This window comes from Streptococcus gallinaceus, from assembly GCF_040545695.1.
In the GTDB taxonomy this organism is placed as follows: Bacteria; Bacillota; Bacilli; order Lactobacillales; family Streptococcaceae; genus Streptococcus; species Streptococcus gallinaceus.
Genome location: NZ_JBEPMK010000003.1, coordinates 117,611 through 137,170, shown reverse-complemented (window position 1 = coordinate 137,170; position 19,560 = coordinate 117,611). Strand labels below are relative to the sequence as shown.

General features: G+C 42.2%; 18 protein-coding genes. 14 read left to right on the top strand and 4 right to left on the bottom strand.

Translation table 11 applies throughout. The features are described 5' to 3' along the window. Positions 1–9: 9 nt before the first annotated feature. Positions 10–2,115 (bottom strand): GH92 family glycosyl hydrolase, encoded by a 2,106-nt coding sequence (locus ABID27_RS04900; RefSeq protein ID WP_253364341.1) that lies wholly within the window; start codon positions 2,113–2,115, stop codon positions 10–12. A gap of 182 nt (positions 2,116–2,297) precedes the next feature. On the opposite strand from ABID27_RS04900, the gene ABID27_RS04895 reads away from it, so the two are divergent. From ABID27_RS04895 to ABID27_RS04870, 6 genes are all read left to right on the top strand, one after another. Next, positions 2,298–3,590 carry a glycoside hydrolase family 125 protein gene (locus ABID27_RS04895; protein ID WP_253364343.1) on the top strand — a complete coding sequence of 431 codons (1,293 nt, stop codon included), beginning with the start codon at positions 2,298–2,300 and terminating at the stop codon, positions 3,588–3,590. A 1-nt stretch (position 3,591) separates the two neighbouring features. After that, positions 3,592–6,228, top strand: a complete 2,637-nt coding sequence (locus ABID27_RS04890) for an alpha-mannosidase (RefSeq protein ID WP_354280645.1) — start codon at positions 3,592–3,594, stop codon at positions 6,226–6,228. A 9-nt stretch (positions 6,229–6,237) separates the two neighbouring features. After that, on the top strand, positions 6,238–7,092 hold the full coding sequence (locus ABID27_RS04885) for an ROK family protein (RefSeq protein ID WP_354280643.1): 855 nt from the start codon (positions 6,238–6,240) through the stop codon (positions 7,090–7,092). A 131-nt stretch (positions 7,093–7,223) separates the two neighbouring features. Then, positions 7,224–7,898, top strand: coding sequence for a response regulator transcription factor (locus tag ABID27_RS04880; protein WP_354280641.1), 675 nt, complete (start codon positions 7,224–7,226; stop codon positions 7,896–7,898). After that, the gene (locus ABID27_RS04875; RefSeq protein ID WP_354280639.1) at positions 7,888–9,225 is read left to right on the top strand and encodes a sensor histidine kinase; all 1,338 of its coding nucleotides are present in this window, start codon (positions 7,888–7,890) and stop codon (positions 9,223–9,225) included. The genes ABID27_RS04880 and ABID27_RS04875 overlap by 11 nt, the downstream gene beginning before the upstream one ends. Positions 9,226–9,439: 214 nt before the next feature. Beyond that, positions 9,440–9,844, top strand: coding sequence for a hypothetical protein (locus tag ABID27_RS04870; protein WP_354280637.1), 405 nt, complete (start codon positions 9,440–9,442; stop codon positions 9,842–9,844). 18 nt (positions 9,845–9,862) lie between these two features. Here the strand turns inward: ABID27_RS04870 and ABID27_RS04865 are convergent, their stop codons facing one another. The 3 genes from ABID27_RS04865 to coaA all read right to left on the bottom strand — a co-directional run bounded on the left by ABID27_RS04865 (position 9,863) and on the right by coaA (position 11,661). Continuing rightward, on the bottom strand, positions 9,863–10,384 hold the full coding sequence (locus ABID27_RS04865; RefSeq protein WP_354280635.1) for a P-loop NTPase family protein: 522 nt from the start codon (positions 10,382–10,384) through the stop codon (positions 9,863–9,865). Positions 10,385–10,433: 49 nt separating this feature from the next. Further along, positions 10,434–10,667: a 30S ribosomal protein S20 gene (rpsT, locus tag ABID27_RS04860; protein ID WP_222348330.1), complete on the bottom strand. Its 234-nt coding sequence runs from the start codon at positions 10,665–10,667 to the stop codon at positions 10,434–10,436. Between the two features lie 73 nt (positions 10,668–10,740). Continuing rightward, positions 10,741–11,661 (bottom strand): type I pantothenate kinase, encoded by a 921-nt coding sequence (gene coaA / locus ABID27_RS04855; RefSeq protein ID WP_354280633.1) that lies wholly within the window; start codon positions 11,659–11,661, stop codon positions 10,741–10,743. A gap of 75 nt (positions 11,662–11,736) precedes the next feature. On the opposite strand from coaA, the gene ABID27_RS04850 reads away from it, so the two are divergent. The 8 genes from ABID27_RS04850 to ABID27_RS04815 all read left to right on the top strand — a co-directional run bounded on the left by ABID27_RS04850 (position 11,737) and on the right by ABID27_RS04815 (position 19,488). Continuing rightward, complete coding sequence (locus ABID27_RS04850; protein WP_354280631.1) at positions 11,737–12,336, top strand: class I SAM-dependent methyltransferase; 600 nt, start codon at positions 11,737–11,739, stop codon at positions 12,334–12,336. After that, positions 12,323–13,600, top strand: coding sequence for a pyrimidine-nucleoside phosphorylase (locus tag ABID27_RS04845; RefSeq protein ID WP_253364361.1), 1,278 nt, complete (start codon positions 12,323–12,325; stop codon positions 13,598–13,600). The genes ABID27_RS04850 and ABID27_RS04845 overlap by 14 nt, the downstream gene beginning before the upstream one ends. 13 nt (positions 13,601–13,613) lie before the next feature. After that, positions 13,614–14,276 carry a deoxyribose-phosphate aldolase gene (gene deoC, locus ABID27_RS04840; RefSeq protein WP_354280628.1) on the top strand — a complete coding sequence of 221 codons (663 nt, stop codon included), beginning with the start codon at positions 13,614–13,616 and terminating at the stop codon, positions 14,274–14,276. After that, a complete protein-coding gene (locus tag ABID27_RS04835) occupies positions 14,263–14,652 on the top strand; it encodes a cytidine deaminase (RefSeq protein ID WP_354280626.1) in 390 nt (129 codons plus the stop codon). The genes deoC and ABID27_RS04835 overlap by 14 nt, the downstream gene beginning before the upstream one ends. Positions 14,653–14,730: 78 nt before the next feature. Then, positions 14,731–15,795, top strand: coding sequence for a BMP family lipoprotein (locus tag ABID27_RS04830; RefSeq protein ID WP_354280625.1), 1,065 nt, complete (start codon positions 14,731–14,733; stop codon positions 15,793–15,795). Between the two features lie 144 nt (positions 15,796–15,939). Then, a complete protein-coding gene (locus tag ABID27_RS04825) occupies positions 15,940–17,475 on the top strand; it encodes an ABC transporter ATP-binding protein (RefSeq protein WP_354280624.1) in 1,536 nt (511 codons plus the stop codon). Further along, positions 17,468–18,532, top strand: coding sequence for an ABC transporter permease (locus ABID27_RS04820; RefSeq protein ID WP_354280623.1), 1,065 nt, complete (start codon positions 17,468–17,470; stop codon positions 18,530–18,532). The genes ABID27_RS04825 and ABID27_RS04820 overlap by 8 nt, the downstream gene beginning before the upstream one ends. Beyond that, complete coding sequence (locus ABID27_RS04815; protein WP_253364368.1) at positions 18,532–19,488, top strand: ABC transporter permease; 957 nt, start codon at positions 18,532–18,534, stop codon at positions 19,486–19,488. The genes ABID27_RS04820 and ABID27_RS04815 overlap by 1 nt, the downstream gene beginning before the upstream one ends. The last annotated feature ends 72 nt before the right edge of the window (positions 19,489–19,560 follow it).

Below are 19,560 nucleotides of genomic sequence, written 5' to 3'. Positions count from 1 at the left end.
GATTTTTTCTTATGGAAAGATAGAGCGGCTAAAATCAATTCGCTGCGCTTTGAGTAATTGGTCGTGCTGGATAGAGTGAACAGCCTTACCATCTATCGTCGTTTTTGCAAGAAATTGGAAATGTTCGTAGGCATTCTCACAATGAAGTGTGAGCCAGTTTTTAGTTTGTGACACATAAATTTTTACTTCCTCAAAGAGTGGCAAACCGAGCTGGTAGTCGCCATTTCCTGGACAGACAGGGTAAAATCCGAGACAGGACCAGATATACCAAGCAGACATGGAGCCGTTATCTTCATCGCCTGGATAGCCATCAAAGCTTGGTTTGAAGAGTTGATTTCGTGCTGCATGGAGCAAGATGGCGGTGTATTCGGGTTTGTCAGTCCACTGGAAAAGATAAGGAATGTGAAAACTAGGCTGGTTGGATAGGGCGAATTGCCCAAATTCAACTTGAGCCATTTCACTCATTTCATGGATTTCGTATCCGTAGCCCTCAACAGAAAAAGTAGGGTCGTCCTTGCAGAGCTTGAGGAGGTAGTCGAGAAAGGCTTCCTGTCCACCCATCAAGTCTATCAATCCCTTTATATCGTGGAGAGGGGCAAGACTGGCTTGAACAGCTGAGCATTCTGCGTAATCTCTCCCCCAAGTATAAGGATTAAAATCATCGCGGAATTGCCCTTGTCGATTTTTTGAGCGGATATAGCCCTTTTTAGAATCAAATAATTGCCGGTAACCGAGACTTTTTTCCAAGTATGTGTCTGTGATTTCTGGCTGAATATGACTGGCTACCTTGCCTATGCAGTAGTCACTGTAAGCATAGTCCAAGGTATGACTGACGCTTTCGTGTAAATCATTTGGCAGGTAACCATATTTCTCAAAAACATCAGCTCCGTGACGGCCGTAACGAAGAGTCGGATCAGGAGTTTCTCTGGTCTTTATCATGGCTTCCAATAATTGTGGCATGAGGTCAGGTCGCAGACCTTTTTGGCAAGCGTCCGCAATGACGCCATCTACCAGAGTTCCCGGCATGATACCGCGCTCATCTGGCGACAACCATTTTGGTAAATAGCCCGTATCGTGGTAGAAAGTTAAAATACCTTCTAAAAATTGCTCCAAATAATCACTGTAGCAGAGACTTAGTAGCGGGTAGTTGGAACGGAAAGTATCCCAGTAACCATTATTGGTAAAAAATTTTCCTGGTCGAGCAGATTGACTAGTTGTGTCATAATGCCATGCTTTTCCTTTTTCATCTAGTTCGTAGAAGGTTTGAGGGAAGAGTAGGGTGCGGTAGAGGCAGTGACCAAACATATCAGTAGAAGCAGTGCCTTTTTTTGTAACTTGAATCCGGTCTAGCAACTGTTGCCATTTTGCTTGGGTGGCAAATGCTTCTGTCGCGAAGTCTTGGATCTGGCTCAGGTTGAATTTGGCCTGTTCTGGGCTGATAAAGGAGGTTGCCAGTCGACAATGAACAGACTGACTGGAAAATCCAAGCAAGGTATGCAGTTCTTGACCAGTCAATTCTTCCTTTTTCTCCGCATCTAAATTCTCAAAAAATTGGATTGGTTGGTCAAAGCAGAACCGGACATACATGGCGAAATGTGGATCTTGCGTCTCACTAGCATTTTCCAAACGGGCCTGAATCGTAAAGTCATCAACCTGCAGGTAACTGCTCAGTCCAGGTGCATAAAGCGCTAGTTGAATAGCATCTTCGGCCTCCATGTGGAGACAAGCACCGTACAAGGTTGGGACCAATTCGGTATTTAGCTGATAACGCGTGGAATCAATCTGCAAGCAGTGCGGTGAGAAGATAGCCCAATCGCGATGATAACTCGATTGACGGAAAAAAATGTCTGTTGACTTAGGACGACTCGTCATCGGTGTCATTAACAGCCAAGAAAAATCTCCCAACCAAGGACTCGGTTGGTGGGTCAACCGAATGCCTTGGTAAACCGGTTCATGAGGATTGAAAAACCAAGAACCCTTATCATGGTTTGTCTGTAGTGCAAAATAATTCATTCCAAAAGGATAACCCGTCAGGGGAAGGGTATTGCCATTTGAAAAGGCATGGCTATTGTAGGTTCCAACTCGGGTATCAATATCTGTTACCAAAATACTCATAAATATATCCTCGGTTTTGTAGATTTTTCCTTATTTTATCATGTTTTTACGGCGAAAAATGCCTGAACAAATGAGCTGAAAAGTTTTGTAGAAGAAAGTATTTAATTTGTGTATGACGAATTTTGGCTTGGTTTATTAAACTATACTTGAGATAGAGTCAAACCTTAGATTTGGAGGAATTTATGTTATATACAAAAGAAAAAGTGGACAAATGGTTGCAAGAAATTATTGAAAAAACCAGTGACCATCCTGCTTGGGGGAAAGTCTTCAGTCGTTGCTACACGGACACTTTGGATAATACTGTTAAAATTTTAGAAGATGGAACGAGTTTTGTCTTGACCGGTGATATTCCTGCCATGTGGCTACGGGATTCGACTGCCCAGCTCAAACCTTACTTGTTCTTAGCCAAGGAAGATGAAAAACTTCGAGCAACGATTTTGGGTTTGGTCAAACGTCAAATTCGGTTGATTTTAAAAGACCCTTACGCCAATTCTTTCAATGAAACAGACAATTGGAATGGTCATCACGAAACTGACCACACAGACTTGACTGGCTGGGTTTGGGAACGCAAGTATGAAGTGGACTCGCTTTGTTATCCGCTGCAATTAGCCTATTTGCTGTGGAAGGTGACAGGAGAATCAGCTCAATTCGACCAGGAGTTTTTCCAAGCCTTGGAGCTGATTGTGACTGTCTGGGAAACGGAGCAAGATCATGCAGCGAAGTCAAGTTACCGTTTTGTCCGTGATACAGACCGTCAAGAAGATACATTGGTCAATGATGGGATGGGGCCAGAATGCGCCTATACTGGTATGACGTGGTCTGCCTTTAGACCGAGTGATGATGCCTGCATCTACCCTTATCTCGTTCCGTCCAATATGTTTGCTGTAGTAGTATTGGAATACGCGATGGAAATCTTGCCAGCCATGTCGAACAGTTTAGATCTGACTCTTTTAGAGCGGATTGATAGTCTTCGTAGTAGCATTGATGCGGGGATTATGGAGCATGGTCTGACCAAGAATGCAGCTGGGGAAACCGTTTTTGCATTTGAGGTGGATGGACTTGGACATGCTTCGATTATGGATGATCCAAATGTACCAAGCCTGCTTGCGGCACCGTATTTGGGCTATTGCTCGATTGATAATGAGATTTACCAAGCCACTCGAAAAACTATTTTGAGTCCTGAAAATCCCTATTACTACGAAGGAAGTCACGCTGCTGGTCTAGGTTCTAGTCACACATTTTATCGTTACATTTGGCCAATTGCTTTGTCTATTCAGGGGCTGACAACGAGAGACAAGGATGAAAAAGCACGTATCTTGGACTTGTTGGTTGCCTGCGATGGTGGAACAGGTGTCATGCACGAAAGTTTCCATGTAGACGATCCAAGTCTCTACTCACGTGAATGGTTCTCATGGGCCAATATGATGTTTTGTGAATTAGTGTTGGATTATTATGATATGAAAGTGGAGGTGTAAGATGACGAGAGAAACAGTTCATATTATTTCCCATTCCCACTGGGACCGTGAATGGTATCTGCCTTTGGAAGCGCATCGGATGCGTTTGGTAGAGCTTTTCGAAGATTTGTTCGAATTATTTGAGACAGATCCTGAATTTAAGAGTTTTCATCTAGATGGGCAGACTATTGTTCTTGATGATTATTTGGAAATTAGACCGCAAAATCGTGACAAGCTTTTGCACTATATCCATGAAGGCAGATTGAAAGTTGGTCCATTTTATATCTTACAAGATGATTACTTGATTACGGATGAAGCGCATGCGCGGAATGCTTTGATTGGTCACTTGGAGAGTAAAAAGTGGGGGGCAGAAGGTCATGTTCCGGTAGGCTATTATCCGGATACCTTCGGAAATGTTGGGCAAATTCCTCAGCTGGCCAAGTTGTCTCAATTGGACACAGTTGCCTTTGGACGCGGTGTGAAGCCGATTGGATTTGACAACCAAGTCCTCTCAGATGACGTTTTCCAATCTTCATTTTCTGAAATGACTTGGCAAGGTGCAGATGACAGTCAGGTATTGGGAATTTTGTTCGCCAACTGGTACAGTAACGGTAATGAAATTCCAGTCGAGCCAAGCGCAGCAAAAGTTTTCTGGGACAAGAAATTGGCTGATGCCCGCAAGTATGCTTCGACCTCTCACCTTCTCTTTATGAACGGCTGTGACCATCAACCAGTTCAAAAGAATTTGAGTCAAGCCATTCGTGTGGCGCGTGAATTGTATCCAGATATCGACTTTGTTCACAGTGACTTCAAAACCTACACAGAAGCTGTAAAAGCGGCGAACCAGCAAGGTCTGTCAGTGGTCAAGGGTGAATTGACTAGTCAAGAAACGGATGGTTGGTACACATTGGCCAACACAGCCTCTACACGCATCTATCTGAAGCAGGCATTTGACCGAGCCAGCACTCTTTTAGCGGAAGAAGTTGAACCGTTTGCTATCATGTCAGGTCAAAAGTATCCTAGTGATGAGCTTACTTATGCATGGAAATTATTGTTGCAAAATGCTCCTCACGATAGCATCTGTGGCTGTAGTATTGACGACGTTCACCGTGAAATGGAAGTGCGCTTGGCACGTGTGCAACAGGTCGGGGATTTCTTATTGCACCGGACATTTGACCAATGGGCAAAAGAACTGCAAACGGAAGACTTATCGGATTTGGCATTTACGGTGGTTAATCCAACACCCCATCGTCAAACCAAGACTGTTTCGGTGGATTTGACCGTGAAAAAAGAAGCCTTATTGGCTGGAAAGTTAGCTCAAACACATGCAGAACTGGAGCAATTGCCATTACCAAATCTCGGTGTAGCTGATGCTCAGGGCAATCGGATTCCAGCGAAAATTGAAGATTTGGGTGCCATTTTTGACTATACCTTGCCAAAAGACAAGTTTAGACAAGCAGGATTCGCTCGGAAATTGCGCGTGACCGTACCAATGGAAGATATGCCGCCCTTGTCTTGGAAGACCTTCCAACTCATTGAAGTGGAAGAAACTGCTCAAGAACAAACCTTTACCTTTGAAAATGACTTCCTTGCGATTTCCTTTCAAGAAGGCAAGGGGCTCCAATTGACGGAAAAAGCGACAGGACGCACTGTAGACAATTTCCTTTCATTTGAAGATGTGGGCGACATAGGAAATGAATACATTTTCGTACAGACAGCTGATGGAGAAGTGGTCAGAGCACACGCAGAAAATCTTCGTTCATTAGAACGTATTGGTGCAATGCAACGCTTCACATCAGATTTTCGTCTTGCGGTGCCTGTTAGTGCGGCTGAAAGCTTACTAGCTGAGCAGATTGAGCTCGTCGAATGTATGAAACGCAAGAGTAGTCGTTCTGAACAGTTGATGGACTTGCCAATTCAGGTGACCTTTACTCTGTATGACCATTCACCGCAACTTCATGTCACAGCAACCTTTACCAACCAGATGAAGGACCATCGTCTTCGGGCGATGATTGCGACAGGATTGACCGCTGATAGCCACGAAGCCGACTCAACTTTTGAGACAGTTGTTCGTTTCAATACGCCATCAAAATACTGGGAAAATCCAAATTTTGCACAACGTCACAGAACTTTTGTTTCTCTAGCGGAAGAAAGCAGAGCTGTTACTTTGTCCAGTCAGGGATTACATGAATACGAGGTAGTAAATCAGTCAGAATTGGCCTTAACTGTCTTGAGAGCTACGGGAGAATTGGGAGACTGGGGTTATTTCCCAACACCAGATGCTCAATGTTTACGAGAGTTCCAAGTAGATTTTGCGATTGAACTTCATGCTAGCAAGGACAAATATGCTGCTTATAGCCGAGCAAAATCTTTTTCAAGCAGTCTTCTTGCCAAACAAATCAGCCAACATGCCGGTAGCATTGCCTCAAGCGGCCTTGTCAACCTACACCCAGCTTTGGCAGATGACAGACTTTGTATCACCAGCCTAAAAAGAGCAGAAGATGGGCAATCAACTGTTCTACGCTACTACAATATGGTAGACGAAGAAGTTGTCCTAGAAGGCCATCAAGCGACCTGTCTTGATTTGCTGGAGCACGAAATTCCAAGAGATGCTTCTCGGATTCATTCCCAAGAAATTCGAACTGAGCTTTTAGAGTAGGGGGAGTTTATGACGATTGCATGTTTTGATATTGGAGGGACAGATGTCAAGTTTGCAGCGATAAGGAACAAGGAGATTCTCCAAAGAGAGAGTTGTCCCACTCCAAAAAGTTTGGCTGACTTAGTCAACTGGATAGAAAAGCAGGTTCGACCGACTTCAGATGTCCTAGCAATTTCCATCAGTCTGCCTGGCTCTGTCGACCCGAAGACCGGGATTGTAGCGGGAATTAGTGCGGTGCCTTATATTCACGGGCCGTCCTGGTTTGACATATTGGCATTTCTGAATTTACCAATTTTTATGGAAAATGATGCAAATTGTGTCGGCCTTAGCCAATTAGCTGCTCAAGGAGAACTGGAAAATTTTGCCTGTGTCGTGATTGGAACAGGCATCGGAGGGGCAGTCGTTTTAGATAGAAAACTCATTCGCGGGTGGAAAGGCTATGCTGGTGAGTTTGGCTATATGTTGTCTGACCCGTTAACGAACTGGTCTCAAAAAGCATCTACTGGCAATATGGTTGCAGGTGTACGTCGAGCAAAAGCAGAGCTAGATTGGGACGGAGTCGCGATTTACAAGGCGGCAGCAGAGGGAGATCCAGTCTGCCAAACAGCCTTACAAAGCATGTATGACGAACTAGCCCTAGGCCTGATCACTATTTTCTACTGTCTTGGTACCAAGGATATTTTTCTTGGCGGAGCTATCAGCCAAAATAGAGAATTTTTAGCAGGAGTACAAGCCAGTCTCCAGTCTATCCAGGCTCGCAATTCCGATATTCCAGAACTACCTACAGTACAAGCCTGTCATTTTCATGGAGATGCCAATCTTATGGGCGCTTACATGCTCGCGACAGATGGACTTGCTCATTAACCAAAGGCTGAAGGAAACCTCTCCTTCAGCTTTTTTAGGATGATTTAAGCTAACCATGTTAAGCTAGAGAGAGTTAAACCTATGAATTTTTTGTATTCATGATATAATAGAGAGATAGAGGAGAATGAGACATGATTAAATTATTATTAGTAGAAGATGACTTGAGCCTGTCCAATTCGGTATTTGATTTTTTGGATGACTTTGCAGACGTTATGCAAGTATTTGATGGCGAAGAAGGGCTCTACGAAGCCGAATCTGGTGTTTATGACTTGATTCTTTTGGACTTAATGTTGCCTGAAAAAAATGGCTTCCAAGTCTTGAAAGAATTGCGCGAAAAAGGCGTGACAACCCCTGTTCTCATCATGACAGCCAAAGAAGGTTTGGATGATAAGGGACAAGGATTTGAACTTGGAGCGGACGACTACCTCACCAAGCCATTTTACCTAGAAGAGTTGAAGATGCGGATTCAAGCCCTCTTGAAACGGGCTGGGAAATTCAATGAGAACTTCCTACATTATGGAGACCTGTCTGTCAACTTATCGACAAATTCTACCACCGTGAACGGCCAAGAAGTAGAAATGCTGGGTAAGGAATTTGATTTGCTGGTTTATTTCTTACAAAATCAAAATGTTATCCTGCCAAAAACACAAATTTTCGACCGTATCTGGGGATTTGATAGCGATACCACGATTTCAGTTGTCGAAGTCTACGTGTCAAAAATTCGGAAAAAATTGAAAGGAACGACTTTCGGAGACAATTTGCAAACTCTTCGTAGCGTTGGCTATATCCTGAAAAATGCTGAATAAGGTTAGAAAAGGACTTCACACGGATAATTTCTCTTATTTTATCCGTTATTTTGCTGTTTTCACGCTGATTTTTGGTCTCATGTCCATTATCATTTTAAATCTGATGCGGTCCACTATGTACCACACTTCTGATGAGACTTTTGACCATATCTGCGATGATCCCAGTGCGGTGATTAACTTCGCCCTTGCTAGAGGGACAGTGCCGGATGTGAATTGGTTCAATACCGATAATAGTGGCCCAACCACAGGATTTGAAGGCACACACCCCAAATTAGCCCTCAATACCAATTACCACATTATTCTATACAATAGTGCTGGTCAAGCTATGAACAATATCGATATCCTATCTGGACTTTCTAGCTTAAAATTAGACAAATCAAGCATCAATGAGATCAAAGAAATTCGCGTTGAAAGCCTCTTCGGCGAGAAAGAGTACTACCGAAAAATGACGCTCCGACTAACGGATAAGCAGCAAGCCATGTCCGCTGTTAGCGACGTTCGCTATGTGACGGTCCTCTTCAATACAACTCAGATTCGAGATTCCATTTCTTCCTATGAGACAACAGTTGTCGTCGTCATGATTAGCTTCTGGATTATTTCCATCGTTGCTAGTATTTATCTGGCGACCGTCAGCGTTCGTCCGATTTTGATTAGTTACCAGCGACAAAAAGACTTTGTTGAAAATGCCAGTCACGAGTTGCGGACACCCTTGGCTGTTTTGCAAAATCGTCTGGAAAGTTTATTCCGAAATCCGGATGCCACTATCCTTGAGTCGAGTGAAAGTATCGCTTCAAGTCTAGAAGAAGTGCGCAATATGCGTTTGCTCACAAGTAATCTTCTCAATCTAGCCAGACGGGATGATGGCCTTAAGCCAAGTTTGGCAGATATTCCTGCATCTTTTTTTGAAGAAGTGCTCAGCAACTACCAGTTGATTGCAGAAGAAAGTGATAAAGAGTTAGAAGTGACCAACCAACTGACGGGGTCAATTCATTCGGACAAGACGCTTCTAAAACAAGTCATGACCATATTGGTTGATAATGCTTTGAAGTATACCGATACGAACGGTCAAATTAAGATTGATCTAGCTGCGACAGACCGCTATCTCATTTACCGAGTGACTGATAATGGTGTTGGCATTAGCGATGATGACAAGAAAAAGATTTTTGACCGATTTTACCGTGTTGATAAGGCGCGTACGCGTCAAAAAGGTGGCTTTGGCTTGGGACTTTCTCTTGCCAAGCAGATTTTAGAAAGTCTTCATGGCACCATCACTGTCCAAGATAATACACCTCAAGGCTCTATCTTTGAAGTAAAAGTTCCAAAATAATAGGAAAAGTCGAGTTAGCTCGGCTTTTTTAGTATCCTTTAAGACAAGCTTGCTATACTAAGTACAGTTGAGAAGGAGGAAGACAGATATGCAATCCATTCACAAAAAGCAAGTACTAGGCCTTGCCATTAGTCTAGGTACTAAGTTTCTACTCTTGTTGGGCGTATTTGTAGCAACACACTTCGAACTAATCTATTAAAGCGAAGGATATTCTATGACAACAGATCATCAACCAACCACTAAAGACAAATTTCAAGCGCACCTAAAGAACTTCATGGCCAAGCCAAAATTATGGGGAACCAGCCTAGCCTTGGCTAGCTTGACTATTGGATTTGCAGGAGGTATGGGAGTTTCTAGCCTCGGAAATAGTACCAGTCAGCATGCCAGTCGCCAATTCCCTAATCACGATCAGGGACACCAACCACCAAACATGGAGCAGGGAAATGAAGGACAAGAGCGAATGGCTCCTCCAGGTCAACCAAATGATAACCAAGACAGCCAAGACGATTCAGATTCATCAAGTAAAAGCACCACGCCCCCAGATCAAGCCAAGAGTAAAAATCAAGAAACAGAAGAAAATCAGGAAACGGATAACGGCTTCACAACTGAAACAAATTAAAAACTTACCTAGCATTTGCTAGGTAAGTTTTTGTTCTGTCCTTCGTAAAAAGTCATCAATTTCCTTCTGATTTTTGAGAGTAATGATTTTCTTAGCATACTGTTTTTCAATATCGTGATAGAGCTGTTGTCGATTTGGTTTGCGAGAGTCTATCATGACAAACTTCAAAAAGGGCCAATCAATTTTTTCCTGACACCCATCTGGAGCAGATGAACGCACCTTACCTCGGTAGGTTAGATAACGCTTCAATATCCGGTGCAGGGCAGTCCAACGGTTAAAATTCAAAAAGATAATCTGATCAGCCTCTTCCAATCGTCGTTTTAAACTAAATTTGCTATAGAAACCATCCATAACCCACGAATCATGTTGATCTAAAAAATGCTCTAAATCACTTGAAAAATCAAGGTCCGAACGCATCACCCAATTTGGAGCAAAGCGAATCTTGTCCAGATGAAGAAGGGGAAATTTGTAGCGATGTGACAGTTTTTCAGCCAGTGTAGACTTACCTGACCCGCTAAAGCCAATAATCAGAATCTTCATAAAAACTCCTTAGAAGAAAATAAAAAAAGAAGCCATAGGGCTCTTTTTATTAAGCAAGTTTAGCTGAAAGACGTGCTTTGTCGCGGCTTGCTTTGTTTTTGTGAATCAAACCTTTTGTTTCTGCTTTATCAATTGCTGAACTTGCAGCGCGGAAAAGCTCTTCAGAAGGGTTAGCTTCAAATGCTTTGATTGCAGTACGCATAGCTGATTTTTGAGCTGAGTTTTTTTCGTTTTGTTTAACGTTCAATTCAGCGCGTTTGATAGCTGATTTAATGTTTGCCAATGGTTTCACCTCCACCCTTTTCTGTACTAACCATATCATTATATCGGAAAAACCATACTTTGGCAAGTAAAATCTATTTTTTCAAATAAATTTCATCAATTTCATGGTTTTGTCCTTTATGAAGAATAATGTCGGCGCGGCTTCGAGTTGGTTCAATATATTTTTCTAGATTGGCTAGGTTGATATGCTTCCAGGTATCTTGTGCCATGCCGAGCACCTCGTTAAATGGAAGCTGTGTGAAGCGATGGTAGTAGTTGTTAGGATCTGTCTCAGCGAGTTTCAATAATTTTTGGAAACGTTCGAGATACCAATTTTCAATATTTTCAACATCTGCATCGACATAAATGGCCAAATCAAAGTAATCACTCACATAAAGACGCTGGTTTTGCGGATTTTGAAAGACATTAATCCCCTCTACGATGAGAAAATCCGGAGATTCGATTTTTTGAGTTTTATCTGGCACGATATCGTAGATTTCGTGGGAGTAGACAGGAATCTCACAACTCTGACCGTTTTTTATGGTGTCTAAAAAGTCCAGTAATAATTCCATATTGTAGGACTCTGGGAAGCCTTTTTTGGTTAAAATTCCACGTTCCTCAAGAACTTTATTGGGAAATAGAAATCCGTCTGTCGTGACCATTTCGACCTTAGCATATTTGAAAGTCCGCGCGAGAAGAATTTGCAAGAGACGGCTGGTTGTCGATTTTCCGACAGCCACACTCCCTGCGATACCAATGATGAAAGGCTGCGGACGATTGCGTGTCTGCAAAAATAGACTTTTGGAGAAGGCCAGATCTCCGCTTGCTTTTTTATAAATGCGAATCAGATTTGTTAATGGCAAATAAACATCCAAAACTTCCTGCAAACTAATTTTATCATTAAAACTTTTTATGGAATTTAATTCTTCCTGCGTAAGTGGCACAGTTGTGTTGCGATGCAGTTTCTGCCAGGTTTTTCGTTTGATTTTTTCAAAATTCATGAGTTCATTTTTCATAGCAACATTGTAGCATGATTTAATTGTATTGTAAAACATCTTGTAAACGTTTTTACAACGTGGTATAATAAAAACATGGCAAATATGTATTATGAAAAAAATCCCGATGTTGCTCATGATATACATGAATTGCGAGTGACATTATTGGGGACTCCAATGATTTTTTTGACAGACGCAGGTGTTTTCAGTAAGAAGATGATTGACTATGGTAGTCAGGTTCTGTTAAATAGCTTGGACTTAGAGAATGGTAAGAGACTCTTGGATGTGGGCTGTGGATACGGTCCACTTGGTTTGACTTTAAGCAAGGTATTTGCAGTTGAGCCAACGATGATTGACATCAATAGTCGCGCAATCGAATTGGCTCAAAAGAACGCTGAGAAAAATCAAATCTCAGCTTCTATTTTCCAGTCAAATATTTATGAAAATGTGACCGGTCAATTTGATTATGTTATTTCAAATCCACCGATTCGTGCAGGAAAGGCAGTGGTTCATGAAGTTATCGCAGGTTCGTATGACCATTTGGTCAATGAAGGCAGTTTAACAATTGTTATCCAGAAAAAGCAAGGTGCTCCGAGTGCCAAGGCAAAAATGGAAGAAGTATTTGGAAATTGCCAAATTGTAAAAAAATACAAAGGATATTATATTTTAGAAAGTGTGAAATATGAGAACAGTTGATTTAATTCAGAAGAAACGTGATGGTTTGGAGCTCACCAAAGAAGAAATCACATGGCTAGTGAATGGCTATGTTGATGGCAGTGTACCGGACTACCAAATGTCAGCCTTCGCCATGGCTATTTACTTCAAAGGAATGACAACGCGAGAAATTTCTGATTTAACCATGGCAATGGTTGCGACTGGTGAGCAGATTGACTTGTCGGCCATTGCAGGCATTAAAGTAGACAAGCATTCTACTGGGGGTGTTGGAGACAAGGTAACCTTGATTTTGGCTCCTTTAGTAGCTAGCTTCGACGTACCCGTGGCAAAAATGAGTGGCCGCGGTTTGGGGCACACGGGTGGTACACTAGATAAGTTAGAATCCATCAAAGGTTACCAAATCGAAGTTGCTCAGGAAGATTTTATCCGTCAAGTACAAGAAACTGGATTAGCTGTTATCGGCCAGTCAGACAAATTGGTCAAGGCAGACAAACTTCTCTACGCACTTCGTGATGTGACTGCGACGGTTGACACCATTCCATTGATCGCAAGTTCTGTTATGTCTAAGAAAATTGCTGCAGGAGCAGATGCTATTCTCTTGGATGTAACGGTTGGTGAAGGTGCCTTCATGAAGAACATTGAGGACGCCCGTGTATTAGCACGAACAATGGTTGAACTGGGAAAAGCCGTTGGCCGTAAGACAGTAGCCGTCATCACAGATATGTCACAACCTGTCGGGACAAGTATTGGTAATCGCCTTGAAATCCTCGAAGCGCTGGATATTCTTCAAGGAAAAGGCAGAGCTGACGTGACAGAATTCATTTGTGAGTTGGCGCAAATCATGTTGGGGCTTGCAAATGTTGACAAATCCCTCGAAGAAGTGCACCAACACTTGGTTAATGGAGCTGCTCTCAAGAAATTTGAAGAAATGGTTGAAGCACAAGGTGGAGATTTGGAAGATTTGTATCGTCCAGTTCAGGTCAGTCACAAGGTGGACGTTTTAGCGGAAGCCACAGGTACAATTACTGCATTACCAGCCCTTGAATTTGGTCTTTTCGCTATGAAATTAGGTGCAGGTCGTGCTGTGAAGACAGATAATCTTGATTACGAAACAGGGATTGTTTTCCATAAAAAAGTAGGCGAGAAAATCCTTGCAGGTGAGCCACTTGCCACAATTTATGCCAACCAAAATATTTCTGAAAATATGCTTACAGATTTTCAAAAAAATGTTAAAATAGAAGACGTTGTGATTGAAACAAAAGAAATTATTGAAATCATTTCGTAACAGGAGAAATAAAATGGAATTAAACAAATATATTGACCACACACTCTTGAAGCCAGAAGCAACTGAGGCGCAAGTTTTGACCTTGATTGAGCAAGCAAAAAAATATGACTTTGCCAGTGTTTGTGTTAATCCAACTTGGGTTAGTCTTGCAGCAAAAGAATTGAAAGATAGCGATGTAAAAGTGTGTACTGTTATTGGATTCCCTCTTGGTGCGAATACTTCAGCAGTAAAAGCTTTCGAAACAAAAGATGCTATTGCAAATGGTGCTGATGAAGTGGATATGGTCATCAACATCGGTCAATTAAAAGCTGGCAATGTTGAAACTGTAGAAGCAGATATTCGTGCGGTTGTAGAAGCTGCAAATGGCACATTGACAAAAGTTATCATCGAAACTTGCCTCTTGACAGACGATGAAAAAGTAGCAGCATGTTTGGCAGCGCAACGTGCAGGTGCTGACTTCGTCAAAACATCAACTGGTTTCTCTACAGGAGGGGCAACAGTTCCTGATGTGGCTTTGATGCGTAAGACAGTTGGGCCTGATATGGGTGTGAAGGCATCTGGTGGAGCTCGTTCATTGGAGGATGCACAAGCCTTTATCGAAGCAGGAGCGACTCGTATTGGAGCATCATCTGGTGTTGTAATCATGGAAGGAATGAAAGCAGATGGCGGATACTAAGCTAATCGATTTAGCGATTGAAGCCAGTAAAAACGCCTACGTTCCCTATTCGCATTTTCCGATTGGTGCGGCTCTAGTTGCAAAAGACGGTCGGGTTTTTACTGGCTGTAATGTTGAGAATGCTTCCTTTGGATTGACCAATTGTGGCGAACGTACTGCGATTTTTAAGGCGATTTCTGAAGGAGCTAGAGAATTCGAAGAATTGGTAATATTCGGAAAAACCGAACAACCAGTCTCTCCATGTGGCGCTTGTCGTCAAGTTATGGTAGAATTTTTTGAGAAAGATTTACCAGTGACTTTGGTCGCTGAAGATAAATCGACCGTCGTGATGACAGTCCAGGAGTTACTTCCTTATTCATTCACAGACCTCAAATAGTCTGTGATGCAGTCTGTGACTGCGAGTACATTTTACCCGGCAATTATTGCCAAAAGATTTTTAGGAGGGTTCATTCACATGAACAAGAAAGTTGTTGGTTTAGGCCTTGCTACTGTAGCTGTCTTTGGTTTGGCAGCATGTAGTAGTCGTACTGCTAAGAAATCTGAATCATCATCAGATTCTTCATCTATCAAAGCTGCTATTGTTACTGATATTGGCGGTATAGATGACCGTTCATTTAACCAATCTGCTTGGGAAGGTTTGCAAGCTTGGGGAAAAGAAGCAGGTCTTAAAAAAGACAATGGATTTACTTACTTCCAATCAGGTAGTGAATCAGAATACATCACTAACCTTGATGCAGCCGTTTCAGGCGGTTACAACCTTGTCTTTGGTATCGGTTTTGCCCTAGAAAATGCAATTAACGAAGTAGCACCAAACCATCCTGATACAAAATATGCTATCGTTGATTCAGTTGTTGAACAGCCAAATGTAGTAAGCATTGGCTTCGCTGACCATGAATCATCCTACCTTGCTGGTGTAGCTGCTGCTAAATCAACAAAAACAAAACACGTTGGTTTCATCGGTGGTATGCAAGGTGTTATCATCGACCGTTTTGAAGCTGGTTTCGTAGAAGGTGTTAAATCTGTAGATAAGAACATCAAGATTACAATTGACTACGCTGGTTCATTTGGTGACGCAGCGAAAGGTCAAACACTTGCTGCTGCTCAATACGCATCAGGTGCTGATATTATCTTCCACGCATCAGGTGGTACTGGTAACGGTGTCTTCGCTGCTGCAAAATCTGAAAATGAAACACGTAACGAAGCAGATAAAGTTTGGATTATCGGTGTTGACCGTGACCAATCTGGCGAAGGTGAATATACTTCTAAAGACGGTAAAAAATCAAACTTCGTACTTGCATCTACTTTGAAAGAAGTTGGTACTTCTGTAAAAGATATCGCTACGAAAGCTGCTAAAGGTGAATTTGACGGTGGTAAAACATTGCGCTATTCACTTAAAGATAAAGGTGTAGAATTGGCTGAAACAAACCTTTCTGAAGAAGCTTCAAAAGCAGTTGCTGCTGCTAAAGAAGATATCTTGAACGGTAAAGTTAAAGTTCCAGAAACTCCAGCAAAAAAATAAAATAAGAACATGGGGAAGGAGGCTGAGACGGGCTCGTCTCGCCCCCTTTCGCTGTGTCTACTGAGGAAATTTTTCTCAGTAAAGCCTATCATTTAACTTGGTAGGTTTTCCTGACAAAAATTTTAGTCTGAAAGGAAGATAGATATGACAAATGAAAATGTCATTGAAATGCGTGAAATTACCAAGATTTTTGGTGAGTTTGTTGCAAATGACCATATTAATTTGACTGTCAAACGCGGCGAAATTCATGCGCTTCTTGGGGAAAATGGTGCTGGTAAATCTACACTCATGAACATGCTTTCCGGCTTGTTAGAACCAACTTCTGGTGAAATTGCCATCAATGGACAAGTGGTGAAGATTGATTCGCCATCCAAAGCAGCTCATCTTGGAATTGGAATGGTGCACCAACACTTTATGTTGGTAGAGGCCTTTACGGTTGCTGAGAACATTATTTTAGGTAGTGAAACGACTAAAAATGGTGTCCTCAACCTCAAACAAGCCATTCAGGAAATCAAAGAGCTTTCTGAAAAGTATGGTTTAGAGGTGGATCCAAGCGCTAAGATTTCTGACATCACAGTCGGAGCTCAACAGCGTGTAGAAATCCTCAAAACTCTTTACCGTGGTGCAGATATTCTGATTTTTGACGAGCCAACAGCTGTTTTGACACCAGCTGAGATTACTGAGCTGTTGAAGATTATGAAAACCTTGGTTAAAGAAGGCAAGTCTATCGTCCTAATCACACACAAACTAGATGAAATTCGTGCAGTTGCAGATACGGTTACAGTTATTCGCCGTGGGGAGTCTATTCAGTCGGTGCCTGTAGCAGGTGCTAGCAATGCTGACTTGGCTGAATGGATGGTTGGTCGTGCAGTTTCCTTCAAAACAGAGAAAATTGCAGCCAATCCAAGTGATACCATCTTGTCAATTAAGAATCTCGTTGTCCATGAAAACCGTGGCGTTCCAGCAGTGAAGAACTTATCACTTGATGTTCGTGCCGGTGAAGTTGTGGGGATTGCAGGTATTGATGGCAATGGTCAGAGTGAGCTTATCCACGCGATTACTGGTCTTCGCAAGGTCCAATCAGGTGAGATTTGGATTAAAGGTGAAAATGTTGTTGGAAAAACACCACGACAAATTACAGAACTAAGCGTAGGACATGTTCCAGAAGACCGTCATAAATACGGTATGGTCCTTGACATGACAGTGGCAGAAAACTTTGCCCTTCAGACATATTACAAAGAACCTATCTCAAAAAATGGTCTCTTGAATTACGGAAAAATCAACGAGTATGCTCGTAAATTGATGGAAGAATTTGACGTACGTGCTGCCAGTGAAGTTGTTACTGGTCGTGCCATGTCAGGTGGTAACCAACAAAAGGCAGTTATTGCCCGTGAAATTGACCGTGATCCAGATTTATTGATTATCAGCCAACCGACTCGTGGTTTGGACGTTGGAGCTATCGAATACATCCGAAAACGGATTATTGCAGAACGTGATAAAGGAAAAGCTGTATTAGTAGTCAGCTTTGAATTAGACGAGATTTTAGATGTCTCAGATCGTATTGCGGTTATCCACGATGGACATATCAGCGGTATTGTGGATCCTGCAACAACTAATAAACAAGAACTCGGCGTCTTGATGGCCGGAGGAAAACTTGAGAAGGGAGCGCAAGATGCTTAAGAAAAATCAAGCTTTGTTGATTCCAATCTTGGCAGTTATTTCAGGTCTTCTTCTTGGAGCCCTAATCATGCTGATTTTTGGATATGACCCAATTTGGGGTTATGAGGAGTTGTTCTATTCAGCCTTTGGTACTGTAAAATCTATCGGAGAAATCTTCCGTGCCATGGCGCCACTTGTCTTTACAGCACTTGGATTTGCAGTAGCAAGTCGAGCAGGCTTCTTCAATGTTGGTTTGCCTGGGCAAGCCTTGGTTGGTTGGGTTTTCTCAGCATGGTTTGCTTTGGAAAATCCAGATTTACCACGTTTGATTTTGATACCAATGACAGTATTGATCGCCATGATTGCGGGTGGAATTGCAGGAGCTATTCCTGGTATCCTTCGTGCCTTTCTTGGTACATCAGAAGTTATCGTAACGATCATGATGAACTACATCTTGCTCTATAGCTGTAACTATATCGTTCGTGATGTCTTCTCTGATAGTCTCATGAAAAACACAGACTCATCTATTAACGTTTCGGCAAATGCATCCTATCAAACAGAGTGGTTGCGCGCTTTAACAGAGAATTCTCGGATGAATATCGGTATTTTCTTTGCTATTATTGCAGTTGTATTGATTTGGTTTATGATGACCAAGACAACACTTGGTTTTGAAATCCGTTCAGTTGGTCTCAATCCATCTGCATCTGAGTATGCAGGTATGTCAGCAAAACGGACAATTATCCTTTCAATGGTTATTTCAGGAGCGCTTGCTGGTATCGGTGGTGCGATTGAAGGACTTGGAACTTTCCAAAATGTCTACATCCAAGGTGGTAACTTGGCTATCGGTTTCAACGGTATGTCTGTGGCCTTGCTTGCAACAAATGCCCCTCTAGGTATTCCATTTGCAGCCTTCCTGTTCGGAATGCTATCTGTCGGAGCGCCTGGTATGGTTCGTGCAGGTATTCCATCTGAGTTGATTAACGTTGTAACAGCCTCTATCATTTTCTTCATTGGTGTTAAATTTATCTTTGAACGTTTATTGACAAGACGTAAAAAAGCAGCGAAAGGAGCAAAATAATGAACGGAATGACAATTTTATCTTTGCTAATTTCGCAAATGTTGATTTATTCTGCTCCATTGATTTTCACAAGTCTTGGAGGAGTCTTCTCTGAACGTGCCGGTATCGTCAACGTCGGATTAGAAGGTATCATGGTAATTGGTGCCTTTGCAGGTGTTGTTTTCAATATCGAATTCGCTGAAAACTTTGGTAAAATGACTCCGCTACTTGCTATCTTGGTCGGTGGAGCAGCCGGTGTTGTATTTGCTGCGATTCATGCAGTTGCAACTATCAATTTCCGAGCTGACCACGTTGTTTCAGGTACCGTATTAAACCTATTGGCACCAGCCTTGGGAGTTTTCTTGGTAAAAGTTATTTATGGAAAAGGTCAGACAGACTCTATTCGTGAATCTTTTGGTAAATTCTCGTTCCCAGGTTTGTCTAAAATTCCTGTTTTGGGAGATTTGTTCTTCAAAAATACAAGTCTCATGGGCTATGTAGCCATTGCGACAACATTCCTTGCTTGGTTTATTCTTTACAAGACAAAATTTGGCTTGCGCCTACGTTCTGTTGGGGAACATCCTCAAGCAGCAGATACGCTTGGTATTAATGTTTATGCGATGCGTTACGCTGGTGTCTTGATTGCTGGATTCCTTGGTGGTGTCGGTGGTGCCGTTAGTGCCCAATCTGTTAACATTAACTTCTCAGCAACGACGATTGTTGGTTCAGGATTTATCGCATTGGCAGCCGTTATTTTCGGTAAATGGAATCCAATCGGTGCTATGCTTGCCTCTCTCTTCTTTGGACTTTCTCAAAGTTTAGCCGTAATTGGTGGACAATTACCAGGTCTATCTGCGATTCCAACCGTTTACTTGCAAATTGCACCTTACTTGATTACAATCATCGCTCTAGCAGCCTTCTTTGGTTCATCTGTCGCACCAAAAGCAGATGGTATCAACTACATCAAGTCAAAATAATAGCAATTTAATAAGACAAAAAGCTCTCAACCAAGTTGGTTGAGAGCTTTTCTGTACTTTGCGCTATAAAAA